The organism is Lachnotalea sp. AF33-28 (assembly GCF_003477885.1).
Lineage (GTDB): Bacteria > Bacillota > Clostridia > Lachnospirales > Lachnospiraceae > AF33-28.
In genome coordinates, this window is the sequence record NZ_QUEE01000007.1 from 34,469 (window position 1) to 56,644 (window position 22,176).

Annotated in this window: 16 protein-coding genes and 2 pseudogenes; 13 read left to right on the forward strand and 5 right to left on the reverse strand. The window is 50.8% G+C overall.

The genetic code is table 11. From position 1 onward, the window contains the following. Positions 1 to 150 precede the first annotated feature (150 nt). Positions 151 to 291: pseudogene (locus DWZ56_RS23785) on the reverse strand (hypothetical protein); the annotation flags it as partial. Between DWZ56_RS23785 and DWZ56_RS23625 the strand changes: the two are divergent. From DWZ56_RS23625 to holA, 8 genes and pseudogenes are all read left to right on the forward strand, one after another. Beyond that, positions 271 to 348 (forward strand): hypothetical protein, encoded by a 78-nt coding sequence (locus DWZ56_RS23625; protein WP_334294780.1) that lies wholly within the window; start codon positions 271 to 273, stop codon positions 346 to 348. The pseudogene DWZ56_RS23785 and the gene DWZ56_RS23625 sit on opposite strands and share 21 nt — an antisense overlap. A 329-nt stretch (positions 349 to 677) precedes the next feature. Further along, positions 678 to 1,634, forward strand: coding sequence for an acetylxylan esterase (locus tag DWZ56_RS11035; protein ID WP_118556702.1), 957 nt, complete (start codon positions 678 to 680; stop codon positions 1,632 to 1,634). Positions 1,635 to 1,782: 148 nt separating this feature from the next. Next, on the forward strand, positions 1,783 to 7,476 hold the full coding sequence (locus DWZ56_RS11040; RefSeq protein ID WP_118556703.1) for an Ig-like domain-containing protein: 5,694 nt from the start codon (positions 1,783 to 1,785) through the stop codon (positions 7,474 to 7,476). Positions 7,477 to 7,709: 233 nt separating this feature from the next. Further along, entirely contained in the window at positions 7,710 to 8,021 is a 312-nt protein-coding gene (locus tag DWZ56_RS11045; protein WP_118556704.1) for a hypothetical protein, read from the forward strand. A 110-nt stretch (positions 8,022 to 8,131) separates the two neighbouring features. Then, a pseudogene (locus DWZ56_RS23790) lies at positions 8,132 to 8,206 on the forward strand (ATP-binding cassette domain-containing protein); the annotation flags it as partial. Between the two features lie 15 nt (positions 8,207 to 8,221). Continuing rightward, positions 8,222 to 8,446, forward strand: a complete 225-nt coding sequence (locus DWZ56_RS11050) for a hypothetical protein (protein ID WP_243095192.1) — start codon at positions 8,222 to 8,224, stop codon at positions 8,444 to 8,446. A gap of 319 nt (positions 8,447 to 8,765) precedes the next feature. Then, entirely contained in the window at positions 8,766 to 10,130 is a 1,365-nt protein-coding gene (locus DWZ56_RS11055) for a citrate/2-methylcitrate synthase (protein ID WP_118556706.1), read from the forward strand. A 5-nt stretch (positions 10,131 to 10,135) separates the two neighbouring features. Beyond that, entirely contained in the window at positions 10,136 to 11,119 is a 984-nt protein-coding gene (gene holA, locus DWZ56_RS11060) for a DNA polymerase III subunit delta (RefSeq protein ID WP_118556707.1), read from the forward strand. A gap of 111 nt (positions 11,120 to 11,230) precedes the next feature. Here holA and rpsT read toward each other — a convergent pair whose 3' ends face one another. Further along, a complete protein-coding gene (gene rpsT / locus DWZ56_RS11065) occupies positions 11,231 to 11,494 on the reverse strand; it encodes a 30S ribosomal protein S20 (RefSeq protein ID WP_118556708.1) in 264 nt (87 codons plus the stop codon). A gap of 514 nt (positions 11,495 to 12,008) precedes the next feature. Here rpsT and gpr point away from each other — a divergent pair. From gpr to lepA, 3 genes are all read left to right on the forward strand, one after another. Beyond that, positions 12,009 to 12,947, forward strand: a complete 939-nt coding sequence (gene gpr, locus DWZ56_RS11070; protein WP_118556889.1) for a GPR endopeptidase — start codon at positions 12,009 to 12,011, stop codon at positions 12,945 to 12,947. A 56-nt stretch (positions 12,948 to 13,003) separates the two neighbouring features. Then, positions 13,004 to 14,236 carry a stage II sporulation protein P gene (locus DWZ56_RS11075; protein WP_118556709.1) on the forward strand — a complete coding sequence of 411 codons (1,233 nt, stop codon included), beginning with the start codon at positions 13,004 to 13,006 and terminating at the stop codon, positions 14,234 to 14,236. A 72-nt stretch (positions 14,237 to 14,308) separates the two neighbouring features. Continuing rightward, on the forward strand, positions 14,309 to 16,123 hold the full coding sequence (gene lepA, locus DWZ56_RS11080) for a translation elongation factor 4 (RefSeq protein ID WP_118556710.1): 1,815 nt from the start codon (positions 14,309 to 14,311) through the stop codon (positions 16,121 to 16,123). A gap of 110 nt (positions 16,124 to 16,233) precedes the next feature. On the opposite strand, the gene DWZ56_RS11085 is transcribed toward lepA, so the two are convergent. The 3 genes from DWZ56_RS11085 to DWZ56_RS11095 form a co-directional block, all read right to left on the reverse strand. Next, positions 16,234 to 17,451 (reverse strand): metallopeptidase TldD-related protein, encoded by a 1,218-nt coding sequence (locus DWZ56_RS11085; RefSeq protein ID WP_158584543.1) that lies wholly within the window; start codon positions 17,449 to 17,451, stop codon positions 16,234 to 16,236. A 28-nt stretch (positions 17,452 to 17,479) separates the two neighbouring features. Further along, a complete protein-coding gene (locus DWZ56_RS11090; protein WP_118556712.1) occupies positions 17,480 to 18,817 on the reverse strand; it encodes a TldD/PmbA family protein in 1,338 nt (445 codons plus the stop codon). A 116-nt stretch (positions 18,818 to 18,933) separates the two neighbouring features. Continuing rightward, complete coding sequence (locus DWZ56_RS11095; RefSeq protein WP_158584544.1) at positions 18,934 to 20,043, reverse strand: ArsR/SmtB family transcription factor; 1,110 nt, start codon at positions 20,041 to 20,043, stop codon at positions 18,934 to 18,936. Between the two features lie 439 nt (positions 20,044 to 20,482). On the opposite strand from DWZ56_RS11095, the gene hrcA reads away from it, so the two are divergent. Next, a complete protein-coding gene (gene hrcA, locus DWZ56_RS11100; RefSeq protein ID WP_118556714.1) occupies positions 20,483 to 21,523 on the forward strand; it encodes a heat-inducible transcriptional repressor HrcA in 1,041 nt (346 codons plus the stop codon). A gap of 15 nt (positions 21,524 to 21,538) precedes the next feature. Further along, complete coding sequence (gene grpE, locus DWZ56_RS11105; RefSeq protein ID WP_118556715.1) at positions 21,539 to 22,165, forward strand: nucleotide exchange factor GrpE; 627 nt, start codon at positions 21,539 to 21,541, stop codon at positions 22,163 to 22,165. Positions 22,166 to 22,176: the final 11 nt, after the last annotated feature.

A 22,176-nucleotide genomic window follows, 5' to 3' on the forward strand; every position in this document is an offset into this window, starting at 1 on the left:
ACGACTCACAGTTACCGTAAACTTTCCGCCGCAGTGCGTTCCTGCCGGAAAACTTTCCTATGTAATAAAAAAACGGAGCCGCTGATTATTTTAATTATACCGCCAGAAACCCCGCAAATCAACGATGACCTGCGACTATTCTGTCTTAGGCTAAATAGTTGAAAAATAATAGGGCTTAAGGAAAGTATCAGGGACAGAGAGGCGCAACAGGGTCAAAAGTTTATCTGGATAGTCGGCCTTAGAGCGTGTCTGAAAATTGCTTTCCGTAAGATGTGTGTCACACATTGTGGGAGATTGCCTTCAAATGAGGGAGGCGTAGCGGGCTGCGTTGACCGAATTTGGAGGTAATCACCCGCAAAGTGGGCCTCACGGATCGCGGAAATGAATTTTTAAACGCTCTGGTATATGGGGATTGAGTGTTTACATGCGGCAGTATTACAGCCAAAAGAAGTTACTGTGAACGCTTTATTTATAAATAATCAGAGGTTCCGTTTTGTATGATTGCACACCTTTTTGTGCCCGGTTTCTCTGCGTGCCTGGAATTTGGCTCCGCCCTGTGTTATGCTTCTGGAAAACAAAGCGTCATCAGCCTGCGGCTGGTGACAGTAAATAAGGAAGCACACTGAAGTGTGCGCAGGTCATCAGCCTGCGGCTGGTGACATTTAGGAGGATATAGGATGGAGCTGCTTGATAATTTGGAAAAGGAACTTTACAGTTACCGGCCGGCACTGACACGCCGGCCGGATTTTTGGGAATTCTGGGAGGGCGAGAAGGCGGAATCCGCCAATGTTCCGCTGGATCTGGAGATGAAACGCTATGACTATCCCGCAGAGTATGTGGATGTCTATGACATCAGCTTCAACGGCTGTGACGAAAGCAGGGTGCATGGCTGGTTTATGGTGCCCGCATTTTTAAAAAAAGAGAAATATCCCTGCCTTGTGAATTACCATGGCTTTAATGGGGACCGCGGTGTGATCTCGGACTTCTTTTTGTGGATAATGGCGGGCATGGCGGTCCTGACAGTGGACTGCCGTGACCAGGGCGGTCAGACAGGGAGCGCCCATGCATATCATACCGGTATCGTGCGCAATGTGACGACGAGGGGAATCCTGGATCCCCATGAATATTACTACAAGGCGGTATATCTGGACTGCCTGCGGGCTCTGGACATCGCTGCCTGTCTGGAACAGACGGATGAAGAAAACCTGGTCGTTCATGGAATCAGCCAGGGCGGCGGCATCGGTATGGCGGTGTGCTGCCTGGACGGGCGTCCGAGAGCGGCATTGCTGGATGTTCCAAGCATCAGCAATCTGGAAGCCAGAGTGTGGGGAGAAAACGGGGCCTTCAGCGCTGTGACGGAGTATCTGCGCAAGTATCCGGACCGGACTGAACGTGTATTTGAGACTTTAAGCTATTTCGATGTCATGAATATGGCGGAACATATGAAAGCCCCGCTGTTCGCATCCGTGGCGCTCAAGGATGATGTCTGCCCGGCGAAGCATTACTTTGCCGCCTACAACCGGGTGCCCGGAAGCAAGCAGATCACGGTCTATCCCTTTAACGGCCACGACGGAGCCCGGTGGTGCCATTGGGAAAAGAAGCTCGCCTATCTGAAATCGTCTGGCATTATTTGACTGTACTGTGACAATCACTGTTAAGATTCGATAAAAGGGCACAGAACGGACTGAAAAATCACAAAACGCCACTGGAAACAGGTGAAAACAGAAGGTTATAATCAGAGACATAAGTGCACTTGAAACAAAAAGAAAAGGAGAAGAATGTATGAAATTGAAGAAATGGTGCAGCCTCTTTCTGGCCTTCTGTATGCTGGCGGCAAGCATATCATTTCCCTCATCTGCTGAAGGAGAGTCAGGATCTGCTCCCGTATTCAGCGAGGATTTTGAGGGCAGAGGGGAGGGTACATCCATTGCTACGGGGAATGGGTGGACGGTCAATACACAGACTCACGGCTCGCTGACGGTGAGCAGAAACAACAATAATCAGATGCTGGAATTTGCCCTGTCGGAAAATGATACCGCGAATCCGGAGTTTTACTGCAGTCTGCCGGATACGCTGAATAAGGCTGTATTTTCTTACAGCATCGCCCCGAAAACAGAGGGAGGTACGCTGTACCTGCCCGTGATTGCGGAAAATTCTACCGGCGTTTTTCTGCTCTTACTTGAGGGGGGAAAACTGAAATATCAGGTGGGAAATACCCGCTATGAGATTAAAGCTGTGACGCCGGGTGTGTGGAATACGATAAAGATGGTTTATGATAAGGATGCCCATCAGGCAGAGCTCTATGTGGACGGTGAGAAGGTGGATCCTGCGGGCGATCTGATCCGCAATGCAGTTTCTGTTAATCGCATCAGCGCCAAGATATATAAGCAGGGGCCAGGAGCCTTTTATCTGGATAATTTCATGGTAACAGCCGAGGATCATGTTCCGGCAGTGCCGGCGCCGATCACTGCGGAGCCCGACCCGAACCCTGAACCGGAACCGGATCCCCAGCCGGCGGACGTGGTCAATGAGAATTTCGAAAGCACAGATTTGGGAAATCTTCCATCCGGCTGGAAATTAAGCAATCCGGCAGGTTCCACGGCGAAGGTAACGGTGGAACAGGCCGGGGAGAACAGAGTGCTGGTTTATGACCAGATTCAGGACAACAGCGCTGCTTCCGGCAACACCAATTTAAGCTTCCCGTTAAATCAGGAGATGAATCATGCGGTGCTGTCTTTTTCCGTGGCCTCCAAAACGGAAGGAGGGGTATTTTACCTGCCTACTGTTGGCGGAAGTGGAGGAGCGCGTCTGGTCCAGATTGCATTTAACCAGAACAGCGGAGGTAAGATCCAGTACCAAGCGAAGGGAGAAAGCGCCTGGACCACAATCCGTGAGTTTGAACCCATGAAATGGTACACATTTAAGCTCATTTATGATAACAGCGGAGCGGACAGCACCTATGAGCTTTACATAGACGGAGAAAAAGTGGAACTGGAGAAACCGGTTCCGAGAGGGAGCGGACCGGTGACACAGATTATTTCGGGCCTTTACCGCAAGGTAAGCTCCTGCTTTTATGTGGATAATATAAGGCTTACCGAACAGGATCATACGCCGGAGGTCCCAGCGGCGCTTCCGGAGGAAAAACCGGAACCGGGGCCGGATGCGGGAATTTCCTGCACCCTGGATTTTGAGGAGGAGACTGTGGGACAGGCACCAAAGGGTTGGAACATCAGCAATCAGGAGCAGAATACGGTTGTGGAGATACGGAATGTGGACGGAAATAAGGCTTTGGTGATCGATCAGACCTTTGCTCAGAGCAAATCCCTGTCCATGAACTACCATCTGGCGGGCAGCGCGGCAAAGGGCGTGTTAAAGTACCGGGTGCGTCCGACTGAATCCAGCGGCGCTCTGTATCTGCCATCCTTCTACAGCGATACAAAGCAGCTTGTTAAGCTGGCGTTAAACGGAGGAGTGCTGCAGAAGGATGTGGCCGGCAAGTGGGTGGATATTATGACCTGTGAACCCGGGAGATGGTATGAGATGGAACTGGTTCTGGATACGGAAAAGGATGTGTACGATCTCTATGTGAACGGCGGGCTGGCTGTGGCGGGCGAGAAGCCATCCTATACAGGCAGCATCAACCGCATAGGAATGGGCGTTTATTATCCTACCGTGAATACGTTTGCCATCGATGACATTGCGGTGACAGAATATGTGGAAGGGACTTCCGCTTCTTTTGCGCAGACGGAATATGAAGTTGTGAAGGGTCAGACGCTTCAGCTGGCGTTGACCTATACGCCTTCGGACACTTCTTCCAGAACGGCTGTCTGGAGATCCTCGGATCCGGATACGGTCAGTGTTGATGCCCTGGGCAATGTGAAAGGGCAGAAAGAAGGCAGCGCAGTCATCACCGCTGCGCCTGTATCCGGCCTGCCGGAAGCGTCCGTAACCGTAACCGTTACCAACATCCAGCCGAACCGCATCGAGGTGACTCCTGCCAGTGCAGAGATGCCTCTGGGTTCCCATCAGTATCTGACAGCGAAGGTGCTGCCGGAAAACGTGGGAAATACGGCAGTCCGCTTTGAATCTATGGATGAATCCGTGGCCGCAGTGGACGAATACGGGGAAATCACGGCAGCGGGCGCAGGAGAAACGAAGATCCTGGTCATATCCGAAGAAAATGAGGCAGTGCGGACAGAGGTGCCTGTAAAAGTTACGGAACGGCCGGTTCAGCTTAGAATTTATGTGTCTCCTTCAGGAAACGATGCAAATGACGGCACTGCGCCTGCAAATGCGGTTTTGACCCTCGCGCGTGCCCAAGAGATCGTAAGGGCCAATAACGGCAATATGACAGGGGACATCGAAGTGCTGCTGGCGCCGGGCTACTACAGACAGAGCGGCACGCTTAAATTTGATCAGAGGGATTCAGGCAGCAACGGCTATTTTGTGATTTACAGACAGGATGGCCTGGGAGAAGCCGTCATCGGAGGCGGTATAGATGTCGGCGGGTTTACACAGTATGATGCGGAAAGGAACATCTATGTGGCAGATGTGCCGGGACTGGTCACAAGGCAGCTTTATGTAAACGGTGTCAGAGCGGTCCGCGCCCGCAGCGAGGGAGGCCTCAAATCCCCGGCAGTGTGGATGGACGGTGCGGTAAATAAAGGATTCATATCAGAAAATACAGAATTTGCATCCTATGCGCATCCGGAGGATCTGGAGTTCGTATTTCAGGAACAGTGGACCAATCCCAGGTGCGGGGTGGAATCTGTGGCGATGCAGGGCGGCAAGGTGCAGATTACAATGAAGCAGCCAGGCTGGAAATACTGTTCCGATAAAGGCGGAACATCGGCTTCCGTACCCGTGTATTATGAAAACGCGCTGGAGCTTCTGGATGAGCCGGGAGAGTGGTATCTGGATACCCATGACCCGGACGGAAACAAGCTTTATTATATGCCGTTTGCATGGGAGGATATGGCGCATGCAAACGTGACGGCTCCGACTGTGGAAGAGCTTTTGACTGTCATCGGCGAAGATTATGACCACATGGTGACCAACCTGGAATTTTCGGGCATCACATTTGCGGATACAACATGGATGAGGCCAAGTTCCAATAACGGCCACGCGGATGCGCAGAACAACCATATCCGCGAGCAGGGGTCGCCGGACCGGCTGCCAGATGCGGCGGTTACGGTAAAACGCGCCAATACCGTGCTGTTTACGGGCTGTACCTTTACCCGCATGGGCATTACCGCCCTGAAGATGGTGGAGGGCGTGCAGAACAGCCATATCGTCGGGAACCGGTTTTTCGACATATCCGGCAGCGCGGTCAATATAGGAGATCCCTACACCAATGACGCCAATAACTACAATCCGCCGGATCTGCGCATGATGATGAAAAATGATGATATTCTGAATAATTACATCCATGACATCGCGGTGGAATATCAGTCAGCGGCAGCTGTATCCGTGGGTTTTGCGGCGGATATGGATATGAAATACAATGAGATCTTTGATATCCCCTATTCCGGATTCCATGTCGGATACGGCTGGGCGAAGCGCTTTGAGAATGTGCAGAAAAACATGCATATTGAAAATAACTTCATCCATGACCTGATGGGGAATGGGATCTATGACGGAGGCGCCATCTATTTTAACGGCAATTCCGGAGGAAGCGAGGGTAACTACAATGTGGTATCCGGTAACTATATCCGCAATCAGATGGATTTAAACGCGCCGCTGTATGCGGATGAGGGAACCACCTACTGGGAGTTTTCGCATAACGTGGTGGATTTGTCGGAGAGAAGTGTGTGGCATAACAACGCGGCCCCCAGATGGCTTTTGGTTTATGTGCCCACCATTGAAAATCTCAAGGTACATCATATATATACGACGACCGATAATAAATATGTCAATCCTTCCGCTCCCGGCGTTACTGTCAGCGACGTGACGGTATGCCCCGACGCGGTCTGGCCGGCTGCGGCCCAGGCTGTCATTGATGGCTCAGGACTGCAGGCTTCCTATGCGGGGCTTAGAAACAACCAGGCGGAGCGCGTGCGCATCAGCAATGTAAAAGAAGATGACATAAGCATTGGAATCGGCAAAACTTTCAGGCTGGAGACGGAGGCTTCAGACGGAAAAGACAGAGCGGTGAATATGGCTGCCAACCAGGTATGTTACCGCGTAGCGGATGAGAGTGTTGCTGCTGTGGCTTCAGACGGTACGATTACCGGTAAGAAAGCGGGCAGCACCACCGTATACGCCTATGTGATATCCGGAGGCATCCGCAAAACCCTTGAAAAAACCCTCTATGTGGGCGATACCTTTGAGCGCATAGCATTCCGCGAAATTGACGGCAGCGAGATTGTGCTGGGCAAGACCAGCAAAGGCAAACAGCTAACGCCCTATGGGCTCACGGATATGGGCAGGGAAGTGGAGCTTACAAATGTGACATACAGCGTGAAGGACAGCGCGGTGGCGGCGGTTACCGGGGACGGTTTCCTGACGCCGGCGGGCGCCGGACAGACTATGCTCACTGTAACCGGTACCTCGGAAGGGGTGACGGTGACCCGGCAGATCACGGTAGTGGTTGAAGCGGAACAGAAATTTGTCCGTCATGATATGAGCGAAATCTACAGCGAAGCCAATAATGACAGCTGGGCTGTGGAAGGAGGAAGCTTTGACCTGACTCCGGATGCGAAGATGGTCACCACTTTAAGTAAATTTGCCACCTTTACGGGAAGAAAATACAATAATGAACTCCTGACCTTTAAGCTTCAGATCGATGCCAACGGGAAGGGCAGCTGGCCCAGCATCGTTCTGCGCGCCCAGGAATCCGACCTGGCTGTCGCCGGAGGCGGCACGGGCTATATCATCTGCTTTGGATCAGGCGGCCTGGAAGTGCATCGGTTTAACGGTACAAAACGTACGGTCATCTATGGCAATATGGACGGATATGAGAGTCTGGGCGGCGATACCATCAGGCCGGAGCCTCTGACCCATGGAGAAGAACATCTGGTGGAGGCGGGCGCTCTGACCAATGGTGATGCGGTGCGTCTGCTGCTTAAGATTGACGGCAAAACGGTCTTTGACTTTACTGATGATAAGCCGGAAGCGGTACTGGAAGCCGGATACTTTGGCCTGGTGGGCCGCGGGGAGACATTTACACTGACAAAAGCCGAAGTGGATCCCAATGAGCCTGTAGACCCAGAGGATAAGCCAAAACCGGCTCCGGATCATAATACCGCGCAGCCGGATAACAAGCCGGAACACAACGGCGGGCAGCCGGATAACGGACAGAATGCCGGACAAGATGCCGGTTCCTCCGTGCATGGGGGCAGTCAGACCGCGGATTCGGCAGGCACAGGCGATCATACGCCGTGGAATCTGTATCTGCTTTTGGCAGCCTTGGCAGCTGGCAGCATGGCAGCGATCGGATGGAAGAAATATAAAAACAGATATAAGAAGCTGCTGTAATAAAGTCGGCAGAAAGTATAAAAGGATGTCTTTGGAGCATGGTGCTTTAAAGGCATCTTTTTATACCACCGTTTACGGAGGACCTGTTGAATAAAAAACGCTCCGCGTAGGACCGCTAAATTATACGTCCTCTGTAGTTGACGGACCAGCCACAGTGGGATATACTTCTATATAAATACAGGCCCTGCTCCCGTCCGCTTTAGGAGCTGCAGCCTGAAGACGGAGGATTAACGATGACACAGCTGGAATTTGTGAATGTGATCAATGTGCTTCTTAGCACCCGAAAGCTGGATCTGGGCGCCGATCAGAAGGAAGCCATGTGGAATCTGAAAGAGATACACAGCATCCTTGTGAGTTATTATAAGCGCTATATTATGGAACAGCTGCAGAAGGAGGAATGTCCGACCCCTGGACAGACCGGCATGGACAGCTGGTATGAGTATTTTCTGGCCGCGGACGGAGAGAACACCGCCGTATTTCTGCGCGTGATCTTTACGGAAGAGGACTGTGACCGGATCTGGAAGGATGCGCACCCGCAGGAATAAATGCGGTCAGCACAAGAACCATTTGTTTTGAGGCTCATAGAGTAAGATTAAATTCAGTATGGAGGTGTACGGACGTACTTTCAATTGACAGGGAGTTGAAAAGAACTTTTTTGTCTGGAGGCGAGAGACAGCGGATTTCGATTGCGCGCTGTCTCCTGCACGCTGCGCCCATTCTTTTGGTAGATGAGGCGACTGCATCATTGGATCGGATTACTTCCACAGACATACTTAATTCAATTCTGGATTTGCAGGACATGACCAAGATCGTAGTGACCCACTATTTAGAGGAAAGCACGCTCAAACGTTTCGACCTTATTTTGACAGTATCCGACGGACATATCAGTGAAGCTGGTTCGTTTGATGAACTGATAGAGCGAAGAGAACTTTTCTATTCTCTGATTATGTCGGGAAAAGAGCAGGTATAAACAAAATCGTTACTGCTCACGGCCGCCGATAAAGCAGCACATGTCGGGGCAGTATATGGTCCTCATAGGGATCCCTTGAAGCCCGCCGGTTCTTTTGCTGCGTAGTTTGCAGCATTAGAACCGCTGCGCGCTTCACGGAGCGAGAGCGTGTCCCAATGAGGACCATATACTGCCCCGACATGTGCGGGAAGTTTACGGCAACTGTGAATAGTAACGATTTTATAGCATTTTTCTGCATATTTAATTATAACCTGTTGTTTTTTAACATGATTTTATGCTATAATGATTGGATCACCAAAAAACATAAGGAGGAATGCAGATGAGCAAAAACCCATTTTCTGAGATCACCCCAGAGGTGAAAGCATTGTCCGAGTTATGTTTGAAGAACAGCAACATTGATCCGGAGCTGTACACGAAGTACGATGTTAAGAGGGGACTTCGTGATATCAGCGGAAAAGGCGTATTGGCCGGTCTGACGGAGATAGCGGATATTCATTCCTATGACATGGTTGACGGAAAGATGGTTCCCTGTGAAGGAAAACTGTACTACCGCGGCTATGATGTGGAGGAACTGGTATCGGGTTTCCTGTCGGCAGGCCGTTTCGGCTTTGAAGAGATCACATACCTGCTGCTGTTTGGAGAACTGCCGAAATCGGACGAACTGGAAAGCTTTGAGAAGCTGCTGGGAGATTACCGTTCCCTGCCGCCAAGCTTTGTCAGAGATGTCATCATGAAGGCTCCCAGCCAGGATATGATGAACACATTGGCACGAAGCGTGCTGACACTCTATTCCTATGACGACAGAGCAGACGATATATCGATCGGAAATGTTCTTCGCCAGTCACTGCAGTTAATCGCACAGTTCCCTCTGCTGGCTGTCTATGGCTATCAGGCCTACCGCCACTATCATTTAGGGGACAGTCTGGTGATTCATCCACCGGAACCGACACTTTCCACCGCTGAAAACATATTGCTGATGTTAAGGCATGACAGCAAGTATACGGAGCTGGAAGCCAAGATTCTGGATCTGGCGCTGGTGATCCATGCGGAGCACGGGGGCGGCAATAACTCGTCCTTCACCACGCATGTGGTAACATCCTCCGGTACCGATACATATTCCTCGGTGGTTGCTTCACTGGGGTCTTTAAAGGGACCCAAACACGGCGGGGCCAACATCAAAGTAGCAAAAATGTTTGACGACCTGAAAGTGCAGGTGTCAGATTGGGAAGATGAGGACGAGATCAGGGGTTACCTGAATGCATTGCTGGATAAGAAAGCTTTTGACAAGGCCGGACTTATTTATGGTATGGGGCATGCCGTATATTCTATCTCCGACCCGAGAGCCAAGGTTTTCAAAGGCTTTGTTGAGAAATTATCAGTGGAAAAAGGAATGGAAGCTGAATTCCGTTTATTTGACAAGGTGGAACGGCTGGCAGCAGATGTGATTAAGGAGAAGCGTAAGATCTATAAGGGCGTCAGCGCCAATGTGGACTTCTACAGCGGCTTCGTATACCGTATGCTGGATCTGCCGATGGAACTGTTCACTCCGATCTTTGCTATTGCAAGGATTTCCGGATGGAGTGCCCACCGCATTGAAGAGCTTGTGAATGCAGGCAAGATCATCCGCCCTGCCTATAAGAATGTGATGGCACAGCGAGATTATGTAAAGATGGAAGACAGGTAACAGCAATGCAGACGATTAGGCAGGATATCAAAGAGAAAAATTTCCGCCCCGTATATCTGATATACGGGGAGGAGGCTTTCCTTCGCAAGAGCCTGAAAAACCAGTTAAAAGAGGCGATATCAGGCGATGATACGATGAACTGTACCTGCTTTGAAGGGAAAGAGGTTTCTGTCAGCGAACTGATCGGTCTGGCGGAGACCTTGCCTTTTTTTGCAGAGAACCGGCTGCTGATCATCGAAAACAGCGGCCTTTTTAAAAGAGAAGCGGACGCGCTGGCGGATTATCTTCCCAGCATGCCGGAAAGTACCCATATGGTATTTGTGGAGTCGGAGATCGACAAACGCGGCCGGCTGTTCAAAAAGGTAAAGGAACTGGGACATCCGGCGGAAGCGGCCAGACAGCCGGAATCCGCCTTAAAGACCTGGATCGCCGGCATACTGAAAGCGAGCGGGATTCGGGTCACCGAATCCACTTTAAACGTGCTTCTGACCTATACCGGCGATGACATGTACATGATCCGCACAGAGGTGGAAAAGCTGATTTCTTACCTGGGAGAGCGGCAGGTGCTCACGGCAGAGGATATTGAGGCTGTCTGCACTCCGCAGATCGTGGGCAGGATTTTTGACATGATCACCGCCATGAGCATGAAAAATCAGAAACGCGCGCTGGAACTCTATTATGACTTGCTGGCGCTGAAGGAACCGCCGATGAGGATCCTCTTTTTGATTGCACGGCAGTACAACCAGCTGATGCAGGTGAAAGAGCTGTCGGAACAAGGCGCTGACCAGGGCACGATCGCAAAAAAAGCCGGGCTGCAGCCATTTATCGCCGGTAAGATGAAAACCAGAGCCAGGGATTTCACCATGGAAGAGCTTAGAAGCAATCTAAGCGCATGTGTGGATATGGAAGAAGCGGTTAAAACTGGCCGCATGACCGACAGCCTTGCGGTGGAGCTTTTGATCGTGCGATTCAGCCAGAAAAACAGATAAAATCCTAAAATGAATACAAAAATCCCCTTCCTGTGCACACCATTCACAAAAAGGGGATTTATTATGTCTGTTTGATGTCTATCGTTATAGATGTCCGCCCGGCGGTCCCGATTAAGCGATGCCGTTCACAGCTTTGGTCAGGCGGGAAATCTTGCGGGATGTTGTGTTTTTGTGATAAACGCCCTTGGATGCAGCCTTGTCCATAGCAGTGATCGCGTTCTTCAGATTCGCCTGTGCTAAAGTCTTGTCACCGGCAGCAACTGCTGCGTCCACTTTCTTAATAGCGGTCTTTACGCTGGATCTGATTGCCTTATTGCGGGCAGCTTTGGTATCGTTTACCAGAATTCTTTTCTTCGCAGATTTGATGTTAGCCAAAATCCATACCTCCAAAATTCATTTTGTCAATGGTTTTTGTTTGCATTATAGCCGGACACGGACGTTTCTAATGTAAACAATGATTCATAATGGTATAGCGGCAGTTTGGCCGCACAAAAAACAAGTTGACAGTTTGCTTGAGGGTGTTGTCAACTCTATTATTTTATCGGAATACGCAGGATATGTCAATACATATTTCAATAAAAAAGAGAAAAAATAGTTACAGAGTTACTGTTCACCGTTACCGAAAAATTTCCGCGTATGAGAGGGCAGGGTATGGTCCTCATTGGGACCCGCTCTCGCGCCGTGAAGCGCGCAGCGGTACTAATGCTGTAAAATACACAGCAATAAGTACCGGCGGGCTTCAAGGGATCCCTATGAGGACCATACCCTGCCCTCTCATACGCTGCTTTATCGGCAGCCGTGAACAGAAACTTACAGAGGTAACTGTGAATGGTAAAAAAAATATATTCAGATGTTAAAAAAATAAGCTGAGGAGATCAGGGATATGGCGATGGCTGAATTTGAGGTGAGGACGGATCTGGCTCTGGAGATCAGAGAGAGCTTTGAGGGCGACGGAGGCGAGATACGCGGTGTGGTGCTGGAAGAAACGAAAGGCAAGTCTTCCGATATAAAGATTACAAGGGTGGTCATAAAAAACGAGGAGGGGGCCGCAGCGATGGGAAAACCTATGGGTACCTACATCACGCTGGAGGCACCTTTGATGTCAAAAGGAGATGAGGACTACCACCGGGATATCTCGGAGGAGCTGGCGGATCATGTGAAAGAGATGATTGCGGAAAATGTGCGGGAGAAAAAAGGAGAGAGACTGTCCGTGCTGGTGGTGGGACTGGGAAATCAGGATGTGACTCCGGATGCGCTGGGCCCCATGGTGGTGGATAATCTGCTGATCACAAGGCACTTAAAGCAGCCAAAGGCGGCGGTCAGCGGCATTGTGCCCGGCGTGATGGCGCAGACGGGCATGGAGACGGCGGAGATCATCTATGGCATAGTGGAACAGACTCAACCGGATGCTGTGATTGTGATTGACGCACTGGCGGCCAGGAGCATCAGCCGTCTCGGAACCACCATACAGCTGACGGATACCGGTATACAGCCGGGGTCCGGAGTGGGAAACCACCGCAGCAAACTGGCAGAGGACAGTCTGGGAGTTCCTGTGATTGCCATCGGTGTCCCCACGGTGGTGGGGGCGGCCACCATTGTTTTCGATACCGTTGATGCGCTCATTCAGGCGCTCTCTTCCGCTAAAAGCACAGAATTCGCGGCGGAGATGATTGAGGAGATGAACATGGAGGAAAAGCATCAGCTGATCCGGGAACTGCTGGAACCGAGGTTTGGCCCCATGTTTGTGACGCCAAAGGATATCGACGCTTCAGTGAAAAGATTGAGCTTTACCATATCGGAGGGTATCAATATTGCCATGTTCGCATAAACTGTAAAGATAGCCGGGAAAGATAGCCGCAGGTATAACAGGAAGAGGTGCGTGGATTGAAGGATAAACTGGCAGAGGCATTGATGAACGCCGCGGTTTTGACAGCGGCGGTGTTCTTTCTGTGCATATTTTCCATGGAACATTTGGACAACATCCAGCGGTGGAGTTATCCGCTTCTTTCATATATGATGCAGACAGATGACAGCAGGGAACAGGACGGCATCAAAACGGCCGTGAATAAGGTGGTCACATGGCAGATGCCGCTGCTTCGGTACTTTGACCAGGAAGCGCCGGAGCAGACAAAGGTGGTCGACCCGGCTTATGAACAGTACAAAGCTTCTCTGCTGGAGGAGGGGATCAGCCCGGAGGACCAGGAGGCCATCATGGAGCAGTATGCCGGGGCTAATACGGAAAATCCTCCGGAGGAAACCGCCGCGGAAACCGAGACGCAGCAGCAGACAGATTTAGCGTCCAATGAGACGGAGGCGCCGCCCGAGCCGGAGACGGAGGCGCCTGTCCAGGCCGCTTCCAATATCACCGGAAATGTCTATTCGGCCGAACAGCTCAACGATCTGAATTTCCTGACCGGCACGCTTTACAAAATCCACGGCGACACTTCGGTGACACAGGAGCTGTTAAACGGCGATACTCTCGGCGGAATGGACCTTAGGGTAACAAGCAGCGCGGATGCGCCGCAGATTCTGATCTATCATACCCATGCCAGCGAATATTTTCTGGATTCCGATCCCAACGATCCCAATACCCTGGTGCCTGGAGTAGGAGAATACCTGGCCCAGCTTCTTAGGGAACAGTATGGATTCAATGTGATCCATGACTGGACGCTGTTTCCCTATAACAGCTCCTATTCCGACGCATATCAGCACATAATGCCCATACTGGAGGCATACCCCAGCATTGAAGTGGTGATCGATTTACATAGGGACGATGACGGAGGCAAGAAGCGGGTTGTGGATGTAAACGGCAAGCCCACCGCTCAGATCATGTTCTTCAACGGCATATCCAGAGATAAAAAAGGGCCCCTGTCGGACCGCCCCAATTCAAATCTGACGGAGAATCTGGCCTTCAGCTTTCAGATGAAAATTGCCGCGGAGGCTTACTATCCGGGATTTACCATGCGCAACTACCTGCGCCCGTACCGCTATAACCTCCATGTGATGGGCAAAGCCTCCCTGATTGAGATCGGCGGCCAGACCAACACGGTCCAGGAAGCCAAAAATGCGATGGAACCCCTTGCGGATATATTAAATAAGGTGCTGCACGGAGAGTAAATGATTGCAGTCTGTGGGCGGAATGTGCTATAATGTGGTAACAGCAGCCCATTAGCAATCAGGAGGGAATCAATGTCATCAATTGACCAAAGCAAAATCAGGAATTTCTGTATCATAGCCCATATCGACCATGGAAAATCCACACTGGCAGACAGAATTATAGAGAAAACAGGTCTTTTAACCAGCCGCGAGATGCAGGCGCAGGTGCTGGACAATATGGATTTGGAACGGGAACGGGGCATTACAATAAAATCACAGGCAGTCCGCACCGTATACCGGGCTTCGGATGGAGAGGAATATATCTTCAACCTGATTGATACCCCCGGTCATGTTGACTTCAACTACGAGGTATCCAGAAGCCTGGCGGCCTGTGACGGCGCTGTGCTGGTGGTGGACGCCGCCCAGGGGATTGAAGCCCAGACGCTGGCCAACGTCTATCTGGCGCTGGATCATGATCTGGATGTCTTTCCGGTGATCAATAAAATAGATCTGCCCAGCGCGGATCCCGAGCGCGTGGTCAGCGAAATAGAGGATGTGATCGGCATTGAGGCCGCCGACGCGCCGCGCATTTCGGCCAAGACGGGCCTGAATGTGGAGGAGGTGCTGGAGCAGATCGTCACAAAGATCCCAGCCCCGAAGGGGGATCCGGCCGCGCCGCTTCAGGCTCTGATCTTTGATTCTCTCTACGATTCCTACCGTGGTGTCATCGTTTTCTGCCGCATCATGCAGGGAACTGTGAAGAAAGGAACGCCGATCCACATGATGGCTACCGGAGCGGATTTTGAAGTGGTGGAAGCAGGATATTTCGGCGCGGGACAGTTCATACCCTGCGACGAGTTGAGCGCCGGCATGGTTGGTTATATCACTGCCAGCATAAAGAATGTCAGGGATACCCGCGTGGGCGATACGATCACCGATAAGGAGAGACCCTGCAGTGAGCCGCTACCCGGCTATAAAAAGGTGACGCCGATGGTGTACTGCGGCATGTATCCTGCGGACGGGGCCAAATACAATGACCTTAGAGATGCGTTGGAAAAGCTGCAGCTAAACGATGCTGCGCTTCAGTTTGAACCGGAGACCTCGGTGGCGCTGGGATTCGGCTACCGCTGCGGTTTCTTAGGCCTATTGCATCTGGAAATTATCCAGGAGAGGCTTGAGAGGGAGTATAATCTGGATCTGGTGACGACAGCGCCCGGCGTTGTCTACCGGATCAACAAGACCAACGGAGAGACGATGGAACTGACCAATCCGACGAATCTGCCGGATCCGGCGGAGATCCTCTCCATGGAGGAACCCATGGTCAGTGCGGAAATCATGGTTACCACCGATTTTATAGGCCCGATCATGCAGCTGTGCCAGGAGCGCCGGGGCATATATATCAGCACGGAATATATGGAAGATACCAGGGCGATGCTGCGCTACGAGCTTCCGCTGAATGAGATCATCTATGATTTCTTCGATGCGCTCAAATCCCGTTCCAAGGGGTATGCGTCCTTTGATTACGAGATGAAGGGGTATGTAGAGTCCGAACTGGTCAAGCTGGATATCCTGATCAATAAGGAAGAGGTGGACGCGCTTTCTTTTATTGTACATGCTTCCACCGCCTATGAGAGAGGGCGGAAGATGTGCGAGAAGCTGAAGGACGAAATTCCCCGCCATCTGTTTGAAATCCCGATACAGGCTGCGATCGGCAGCAAGATCATAGCAAGGGAGACCGTGAAGGCGGTCCGCAAGGATGTGCTGGCCAAATGCTACGGCGGCGATATTTCCAGAAAGAAAAAGCTGCTGGAGAAGCAGAAGGAAGGCAAGAAACGCATGCGTCAGATCGGCAATGTGGAGATTCCGCAGAAGGCGTTTATGAGTGTGCTTAAGCTGGACGATAAATAAGGAATATAAAAAGCAGTTCCCGGCAGGAAATCCCCCGAAGCCTTAAAACTTCGGGGGATTATTGTTTGAAGAATATATGATGGAGTCAGCCCTTTGCGCCGTCTTGCGTTTCAGTTGATTTTCATATTGATCACAGCGGCATGCCTGCCGGATAAGGGCGTATCAGAGGATACTCCAATGAAATCCCCGCCGAGCATGTCAAAGAGATTTCCGGAGACAGAGAATTCCGGAAGCTTGCCTATGGGTCGCACGCCGTCCGTCAGGTAGGACATCTGGACGGGAGAAGCGAACAGGCCCTCGTCGGTATAGTCGCCGCCGCTGGCGATTTCAATTTGCAGGGCAGGACGTCCGCCCAGAAGTTCCTTTAAAGTCTTTTGGCCCGGCGCCAGAATGAGCGCGGGGGCAGTCAGGGTGGGAACGGCATCGTAACCGCCCCCAGCGGCTCCGGTGAGCTCCATATGGAAGTCGGCGGCCGTTTTTTTGTCCGTGTAGGGGCGCAGCACAACGCCGTTACGGATCAGCGGGCAGCGGTCGCCCTCATAAGTATTGCCCTCCAGGTCAAAAAAGGGAATACCTTCCATCTCTTCGGATCGGTCCTGATAAACGGTAACACTGTCGTGAAACACTTTCCGGCCCATACGGCTGCCCAGCAGAGAGGTGCCGCGTCCCACCATCTCCCCGTTTAGGGCTTCCTCCAGTTTGCCGACAAGCAAAGGGGAATCCGATGTTATGACAATAGGAAGCTTATCGCCTGCCGGCAATGGAACCGGATTCAGGAAGGCATCCATGGAAGCGCAGATGTCCGACATCAGGCTTTCCATATTCAATGTACGTACAAAGAGTACAATCTCTGTATCCATGATGCTGCTGGAGTCCGCCGCTTTGATCATGAATCCGAATCCGAAGGTATTGTCGAGGCTTTCATAATTCAGTCCTGCATCGTTGGTAAGCCGATAGGCGGTTTCCTGCATATACATCTTGTTGGAAAACATAAGCTGCGGGTATTCGCGCCGGAGGTTTTCGGCAAACTGCTCGGCAAAGGCGACATAGCTTCCCGCATCCAGGGTGCTCTTGCGCAGGTCGCGGCTGCGGCACAGATTGGTTTCAGGCGCAAAGGGATAGGGAAGACCTAAGGCCAGATTGCTTTCGGCGGCTTTCCACAGAGCTTTTGTGGGTTCCCCCAGGGCGCCTGCAATGCCCAGCACACCATCTTTATAAATTCTGCAGCAGCTTTTTGTGATGGATTTTTTCCGTACGGATTCCACACGGGTCTGGCTTAAATTGATGGAGACTTCTTTCACATTTTCCTGGTATAATTCTTTTATCATAATCTGTTCTGCCTCGCTTCCTCTGGATTTACTGCACATGAATATTGTTGACGCGCACATAGGGACCGCCGAAACCTACGGGCAGCGGATACTGCTCGCCTTTTCCGCAGCCGCCGGTGCCGAGGGATAAAATCTCAACCTCGTCGGACAGCCCGTCAATATCATTTAAGGTGCTCATAACGTTGCCGGTGATGACGGAGATCCTGACAGGTTCCGCCACTTTGCCGTCACGGATCCGATAGGATCGAAACGGCGCGATGGTAAATGTCGTCATGCCGGAGCCGTGGGAGATATCGTCTATATAGATGCCGTCCTTTACCTTGGAAAACAGCTCTTCTTTGGTTTCTGCGCCGGCTTCAATATAGGTGGCGGTCATGCGGACGATCGGTTCAAATTCGAAATTGATCGCCCGTGCATTGCCTGTGGGTTCATCGCCCAGATCCGCCGCGGTGGATGCGCTGTGCAGCCTGCCGGAAAGTATTCCGTTTTTAATCAGATAGGTTTTACCGGCGGGACAGCCTTCATCGTCATAGGGGACGAAGCCGGAGCCTTCCACCAGCCCGCTGTCCACGATGGAGAGCAGCGGAGCACCCACCTGCTTTCCCAGCATCCATTCCTGCTTCATGGTTTCATCCCCCACCATGAAATCCGCCTCGCTTTTATGTCCGAAGCTTTCGTGTGCGAATACGCCGGCGGCTGTGGGGGAGAGGATACAGGTATATATGCCCGGTTCCACCGGTACCGCACGCTCGTTAAAGTCGATATCCTTGGCGATGATATCCCGAAAGTAGTCATGGCCGGATTTTAAATCCTCAAACCGGCTGCGGCATATGCTGCCGCCGCTTCGTCCCGGAGTCTGACCCACCAGCAGCATGCAGCGCAGAGCGACGTAGCAGCTCTGTGTATCAAATGTAATGTCGGTGCCTAAGCTTGAGAGAATGTGCTTGACGGTGTAGCAGTCCTTATAGATGGCCTTCGAGTGCTGTACCTGCGGCTTCTCAGAAAGAAGCGGCAGATAGGAGGCGAGCAGCGAGGTTTTGTCTTCCGGGCTGACGTCGCGGACACAGCAGTCTTCATAGTTCATCTTCCTGCCCTGGCTGACCTTTAATTTTGAAAGGACGGGGTGGCTGCCGATCTGTGGATTCGGCTCGGCCATGGCGGCCAGAGAATCGATCTCATCCTGGATCTGCTCCAGTTCTGTGGTGGCGCTGTAATACCAGCGGCTGCCGTCAAATACCCGGATCATTGCTCCTGAATCCTCTTTTACGCGGCTCTGTTTCAGCTCATGATTTTCATAAACGATGTTGGTGCTGAAGCAGGTCTCGATGCGGACATCGGTGTAAAGCCCCTCTGGAAATTGGTACATGTTGTTACCTCCTTTTATATAGTAAATATTGTTTCAACTGATTTTTTGTCCCCCCTTGTCAGCTGCGTTACAGCGGTACGCCGAAGGCAAAAGAAATATCACGCAGGCGTGTTCGTTTACAGCAGCTGCTGTTTCAGGATCTCCAGCAGTTCCTCAAGCTTCTCTTTGTTGGAAGAATAGTAAAGGCGGGTATTTTCCTTTTCCAGCCGTACCAGCCCGGCATCCAGAAGCGCCGACATATGGTGGGAGATGGTGGCGTTGGACAGATTCATACGGCGGGCCAGTTCAGCGCCGTATAGCCGTTCCTCTTTGATCATCGTGAGAATATCCAGTTTGCTCTTATCGCCTAACAGTTTCAGATATTGAGTGAGATCGGCCTTTAATTCACGGTCTCCCTCATTATAAGGAAGAGCATCCGCGGTGATAATGCCCACATAAAACAGATCCCGGGAGCGCGGGCGGGTCTCCTCATCGGAAATCACCATGACGCAGGAATGGAAATAGGAAACTGTAGGATAGATACAGTATCCCAGGCTGTTGCAATCAAGGCTGACTTCCGCATGATCTCTTAGGAAAGTATAAATGTCGGTATTTTTAAGAATCTCTGTCCATTGCCGGTGAAAGGAAGTAGTAAGGACTTGTATCCGGTCGGCGCAGTCCTTAAGGAGCTTTATGGTTTCGGACAGATAGGCTTCCATCTTCTTTAGATGAGGCTGCGGATCCCAGAAGATCTGCAGCAGGAGCAGACGTTCCTGGTCGGTCATATCGGTTTTTTGCAGGGCTTGCATGAGGCCGGTTCCGGTCAGGTTTTCCACCTGATCGACAGATGCTTCGGATTCCACCAGATTGTCATAGAGAAGCTGCATGAAAAATTCTTTCAGCCGCACTTCCTCGGACATGTCCGTCACCCTCTGCAATTCTTCCTTCAGGCTTTTAGCAGGTTTACGGCCAAACAGCATGAGATAGTCGCAGGGGCATTCATTAAATCCCTTCATGCGGTGAAAATAAAGTCCCAGTTCTTCCTTTGAGAATGGCAGGTGCGAGATTACATATTCGTTGATTTTCACGCAGGCGTCGATTTGGTTTAGCATAACAGGATCGTCAAATTTGTATTTCTTTATAAGACGTTCGCTGTCTAAAGCGGCCAGCGGATCGTTGCAGTAATGCGTAAGCAGGAATACCGATTCCCGCACATAATCCAGATCAGATGCGATAAAAATATCCATAATACCCTCCATTTCAAAATCCTGCAGATGCCGCGTATGGATGCTGCCGGATGCGTTTCTTATTTACAGGAAATAAAGTGAGCCGCCGCAGGCAGAAAATTCCGTGGGCGGGATACTTTTTGATAATAACATAATATTAGATGAATGTCAAATGCTAAATGATGATATATATCTAACTAACTATTGGACCGTTCATTACTGTTCACGGCTGTCAACAAAGCAGCGCAAGACAGGGCAGGGGATATTCCTCATAGGGATCCCCCCCTGCCCTGTCTTGCGCGGGAAGTTAACAGCAGCTGTGAATCATAACATCCGCAGAAATGTTTCACAAATTAATCACAAAAAGATGTTGACAAATGAAAATGGCAGTGGTATCTTATGTATAAAAGTATTAGCACTCTACCGGATCGAGTGCTAATAAAACAGAAAGGATGAGTCTATGGAGTTGGATGAGAGAAAGGCGAAGATTCTAAGGGCCATAATCCAGAATTACCAGGAAACCGGTGAGCCCGTGGGATCCAGAACCATATCAAAATTTTCGGATCTCAAGTTAAGCTCTGCGACCATCCGCAATGAGATGTCCGACCTTGAGGAACTGGGACTGATTGTACAGCCCCACACCTCTGCAGGAAGGATTCCTACCGATCAGGGCTACCGTCTCTATGTGAACAGCCTGATGGAGGAAAAGGAGCGGGAAGTCACCGAAATGAAGGAATTCCTGATCCAGAGGGTGGACAGAGTGGAGATTCTGCTCAAGCAGATGGCTAAGCTATTGGCCATGAACACCAATTATGCCACGATGATATCCGGACCCAGTTATAACAGCACCAAGCTGAAGTTCATACAGCTTTCCAGAGTGGATATGCAGAAGATGCTGGCGGTCATAGTGGTGGATGGAAACATCGTCAAAAATACCTTCTTTGATATAGAAGAGGATATGACGGACCAGGAACTGCTTTCTTTAAATCTGCTGTTAAACAGCAATCTGAACGGTCTGACCATACAGGAGATCAACCTCGGCATCATAAAGAAGATGGAAGAGGAAGCCGGCATACACAGTTCCGTGGTAAAACATGTGCTGGATGCGGTGGCGGATGTGATACGCGTGGATGACGACGTACAGATTTATACCAGCGGCACCACCAACATCTTTAAATATCCGGAGCTTTCGGACGGCCAGACGGCCAGCGAGCTGATCAGCACCTTTGAAGAAAAAAAGCAGCTTACGGAGCTGGTGCAGAGCACGCTGGAATCGGAGGGAAGCCATGGGATTCAGGTCTATATCGGTGAGGAGATGCCCGTGCAGACTATGAAGGACTGCAGCGTGGTTACCGCCAACTATGATCTGGGCGAAGGAATCCGCGGCACGATCGGCATCATAGGGCCGAAGAGAATGGACTACGAAAAAGTTCTGGATACACTGAAAAATCTGAAAGCGCAGTTGGAAGGCGTGTTTAAAAAGAATGACAATAATCCTTAGAAAGGCGGAACAGCAGTGGAAGAAAAAGAGATAATACCCGATGAGGATATCACGGTAGAGGATACAGCGAAGGACGAGGCAGAAAAGGAGCAGGAGACGCCTCCGGATACGGAAGAGGTTACCGAAGAACCGGAAGTATCAGCGGATGAAGCAAAAGAGACAAAGGAAGAAAAAAAAGGTTTTTTCAAAAAGAAAGAGAAAAAAGATAAAAAAGACGAGATGATTGAAGAACTCACCGACAAAGTGAGGCGCACCATGGCCGAGTTTGATAATTTCAGAAAACGCACTGAAAAGGAAAAGTCCGCCATGTTTGAGGTCGGAGCCAAGAGTGTCATTGAAAAGCTCTTGCCGGTGGTGGATAATTTTGAACGCGGGCTGGCTGCTGTACCGGAAGAGGAACAGGGAAGCGCATTTGTCGAAGGCATGGAGAAGATCTACAAGCAGATGCTCAAGATGCTGGAAGACATGGAAGTAAAGCCGATTGAGGCGGTGGGACAGCCGTTCGACCCGAATTTTCACAATGCGGTGATGCATGTGGAGGATGAAGAAACCGGTGAGAACATTGTCATAGAGGAATTTCAGAAAGGTTATATGTACAGGGACAGCGTGGTCAGACACAGTATGGTAAAAGTAGCAAACTGACAGTATTAAGA

What these genes read in the sequence shown, in the direction of transcription:
- DWZ56_RS23625 (WP_334294780.1), top strand. Translation starts at nt 271, where the DNA reads ATGTGTGTCACACATTGTGGGAGATTGCCTTCAAATGAGGGAGGCGTA.
- DWZ56_RS11035 (WP_118556702.1), top strand. Translation starts at nt 678, where the DNA reads ATGGAGCTGCTTGATAATTTGGAAAAGGAACTTTACAGTTACCGGCCG.
- DWZ56_RS11040 (WP_118556703.1), top strand. Translation starts at nt 1,783, where the DNA reads ATGAAATTGAAGAAATGGTGCAGCCTCTTTCTGGCCTTCTGTATGCTG.
- DWZ56_RS11045 (WP_118556704.1), top strand. Translation starts at nt 7,710, where the DNA reads ATGACACAGCTGGAATTTGTGAATGTGATCAATGTGCTTCTTAGCACC.
- DWZ56_RS11055 (WP_118556706.1), top strand. Translation starts at nt 8,766, where the DNA reads ATGAGCAAAAACCCATTTTCTGAGATCACCCCAGAGGTGAAAGCATTG.
- holA (WP_118556707.1), top strand. Translation starts at nt 10,136, where the DNA reads ATGCAGACGATTAGGCAGGATATCAAAGAGAAAAATTTCCGCCCCGTA.
- gpr (WP_118556889.1), top strand. Translation starts at nt 12,009, where the DNA reads ATGGCTGAATTTGAGGTGAGGACGGATCTGGCTCTGGAGATCAGAGAG.
- lepA (WP_118556710.1), top strand. Translation starts at nt 14,309, where the DNA reads ATGTCATCAATTGACCAAAGCAAAATCAGGAATTTCTGTATCATAGCC.
- DWZ56_RS11085 (WP_158584543.1), bottom strand. Translation starts at nt 17,451, where the DNA reads ATGATAAAAGAATTATACCAGGAAAATGTGAAAGAAGTCTCCATCAAT.
- DWZ56_RS11090 (WP_118556712.1), bottom strand. Translation starts at nt 18,817, where the DNA reads ATGTACCAATTTCCAGAGGGGCTTTACACCGATGTCCGCATCGAGACC.
- DWZ56_RS11095 (WP_158584544.1), bottom strand. Translation starts at nt 20,043, where the DNA reads ATGGATATTTTTATCGCATCTGATCTGGATTATGTGCGGGAATCGGTA.
- hrcA (WP_118556714.1), top strand. Translation starts at nt 20,483, where the DNA reads ATGGAGTTGGATGAGAGAAAGGCGAAGATTCTAAGGGCCATAATCCAG.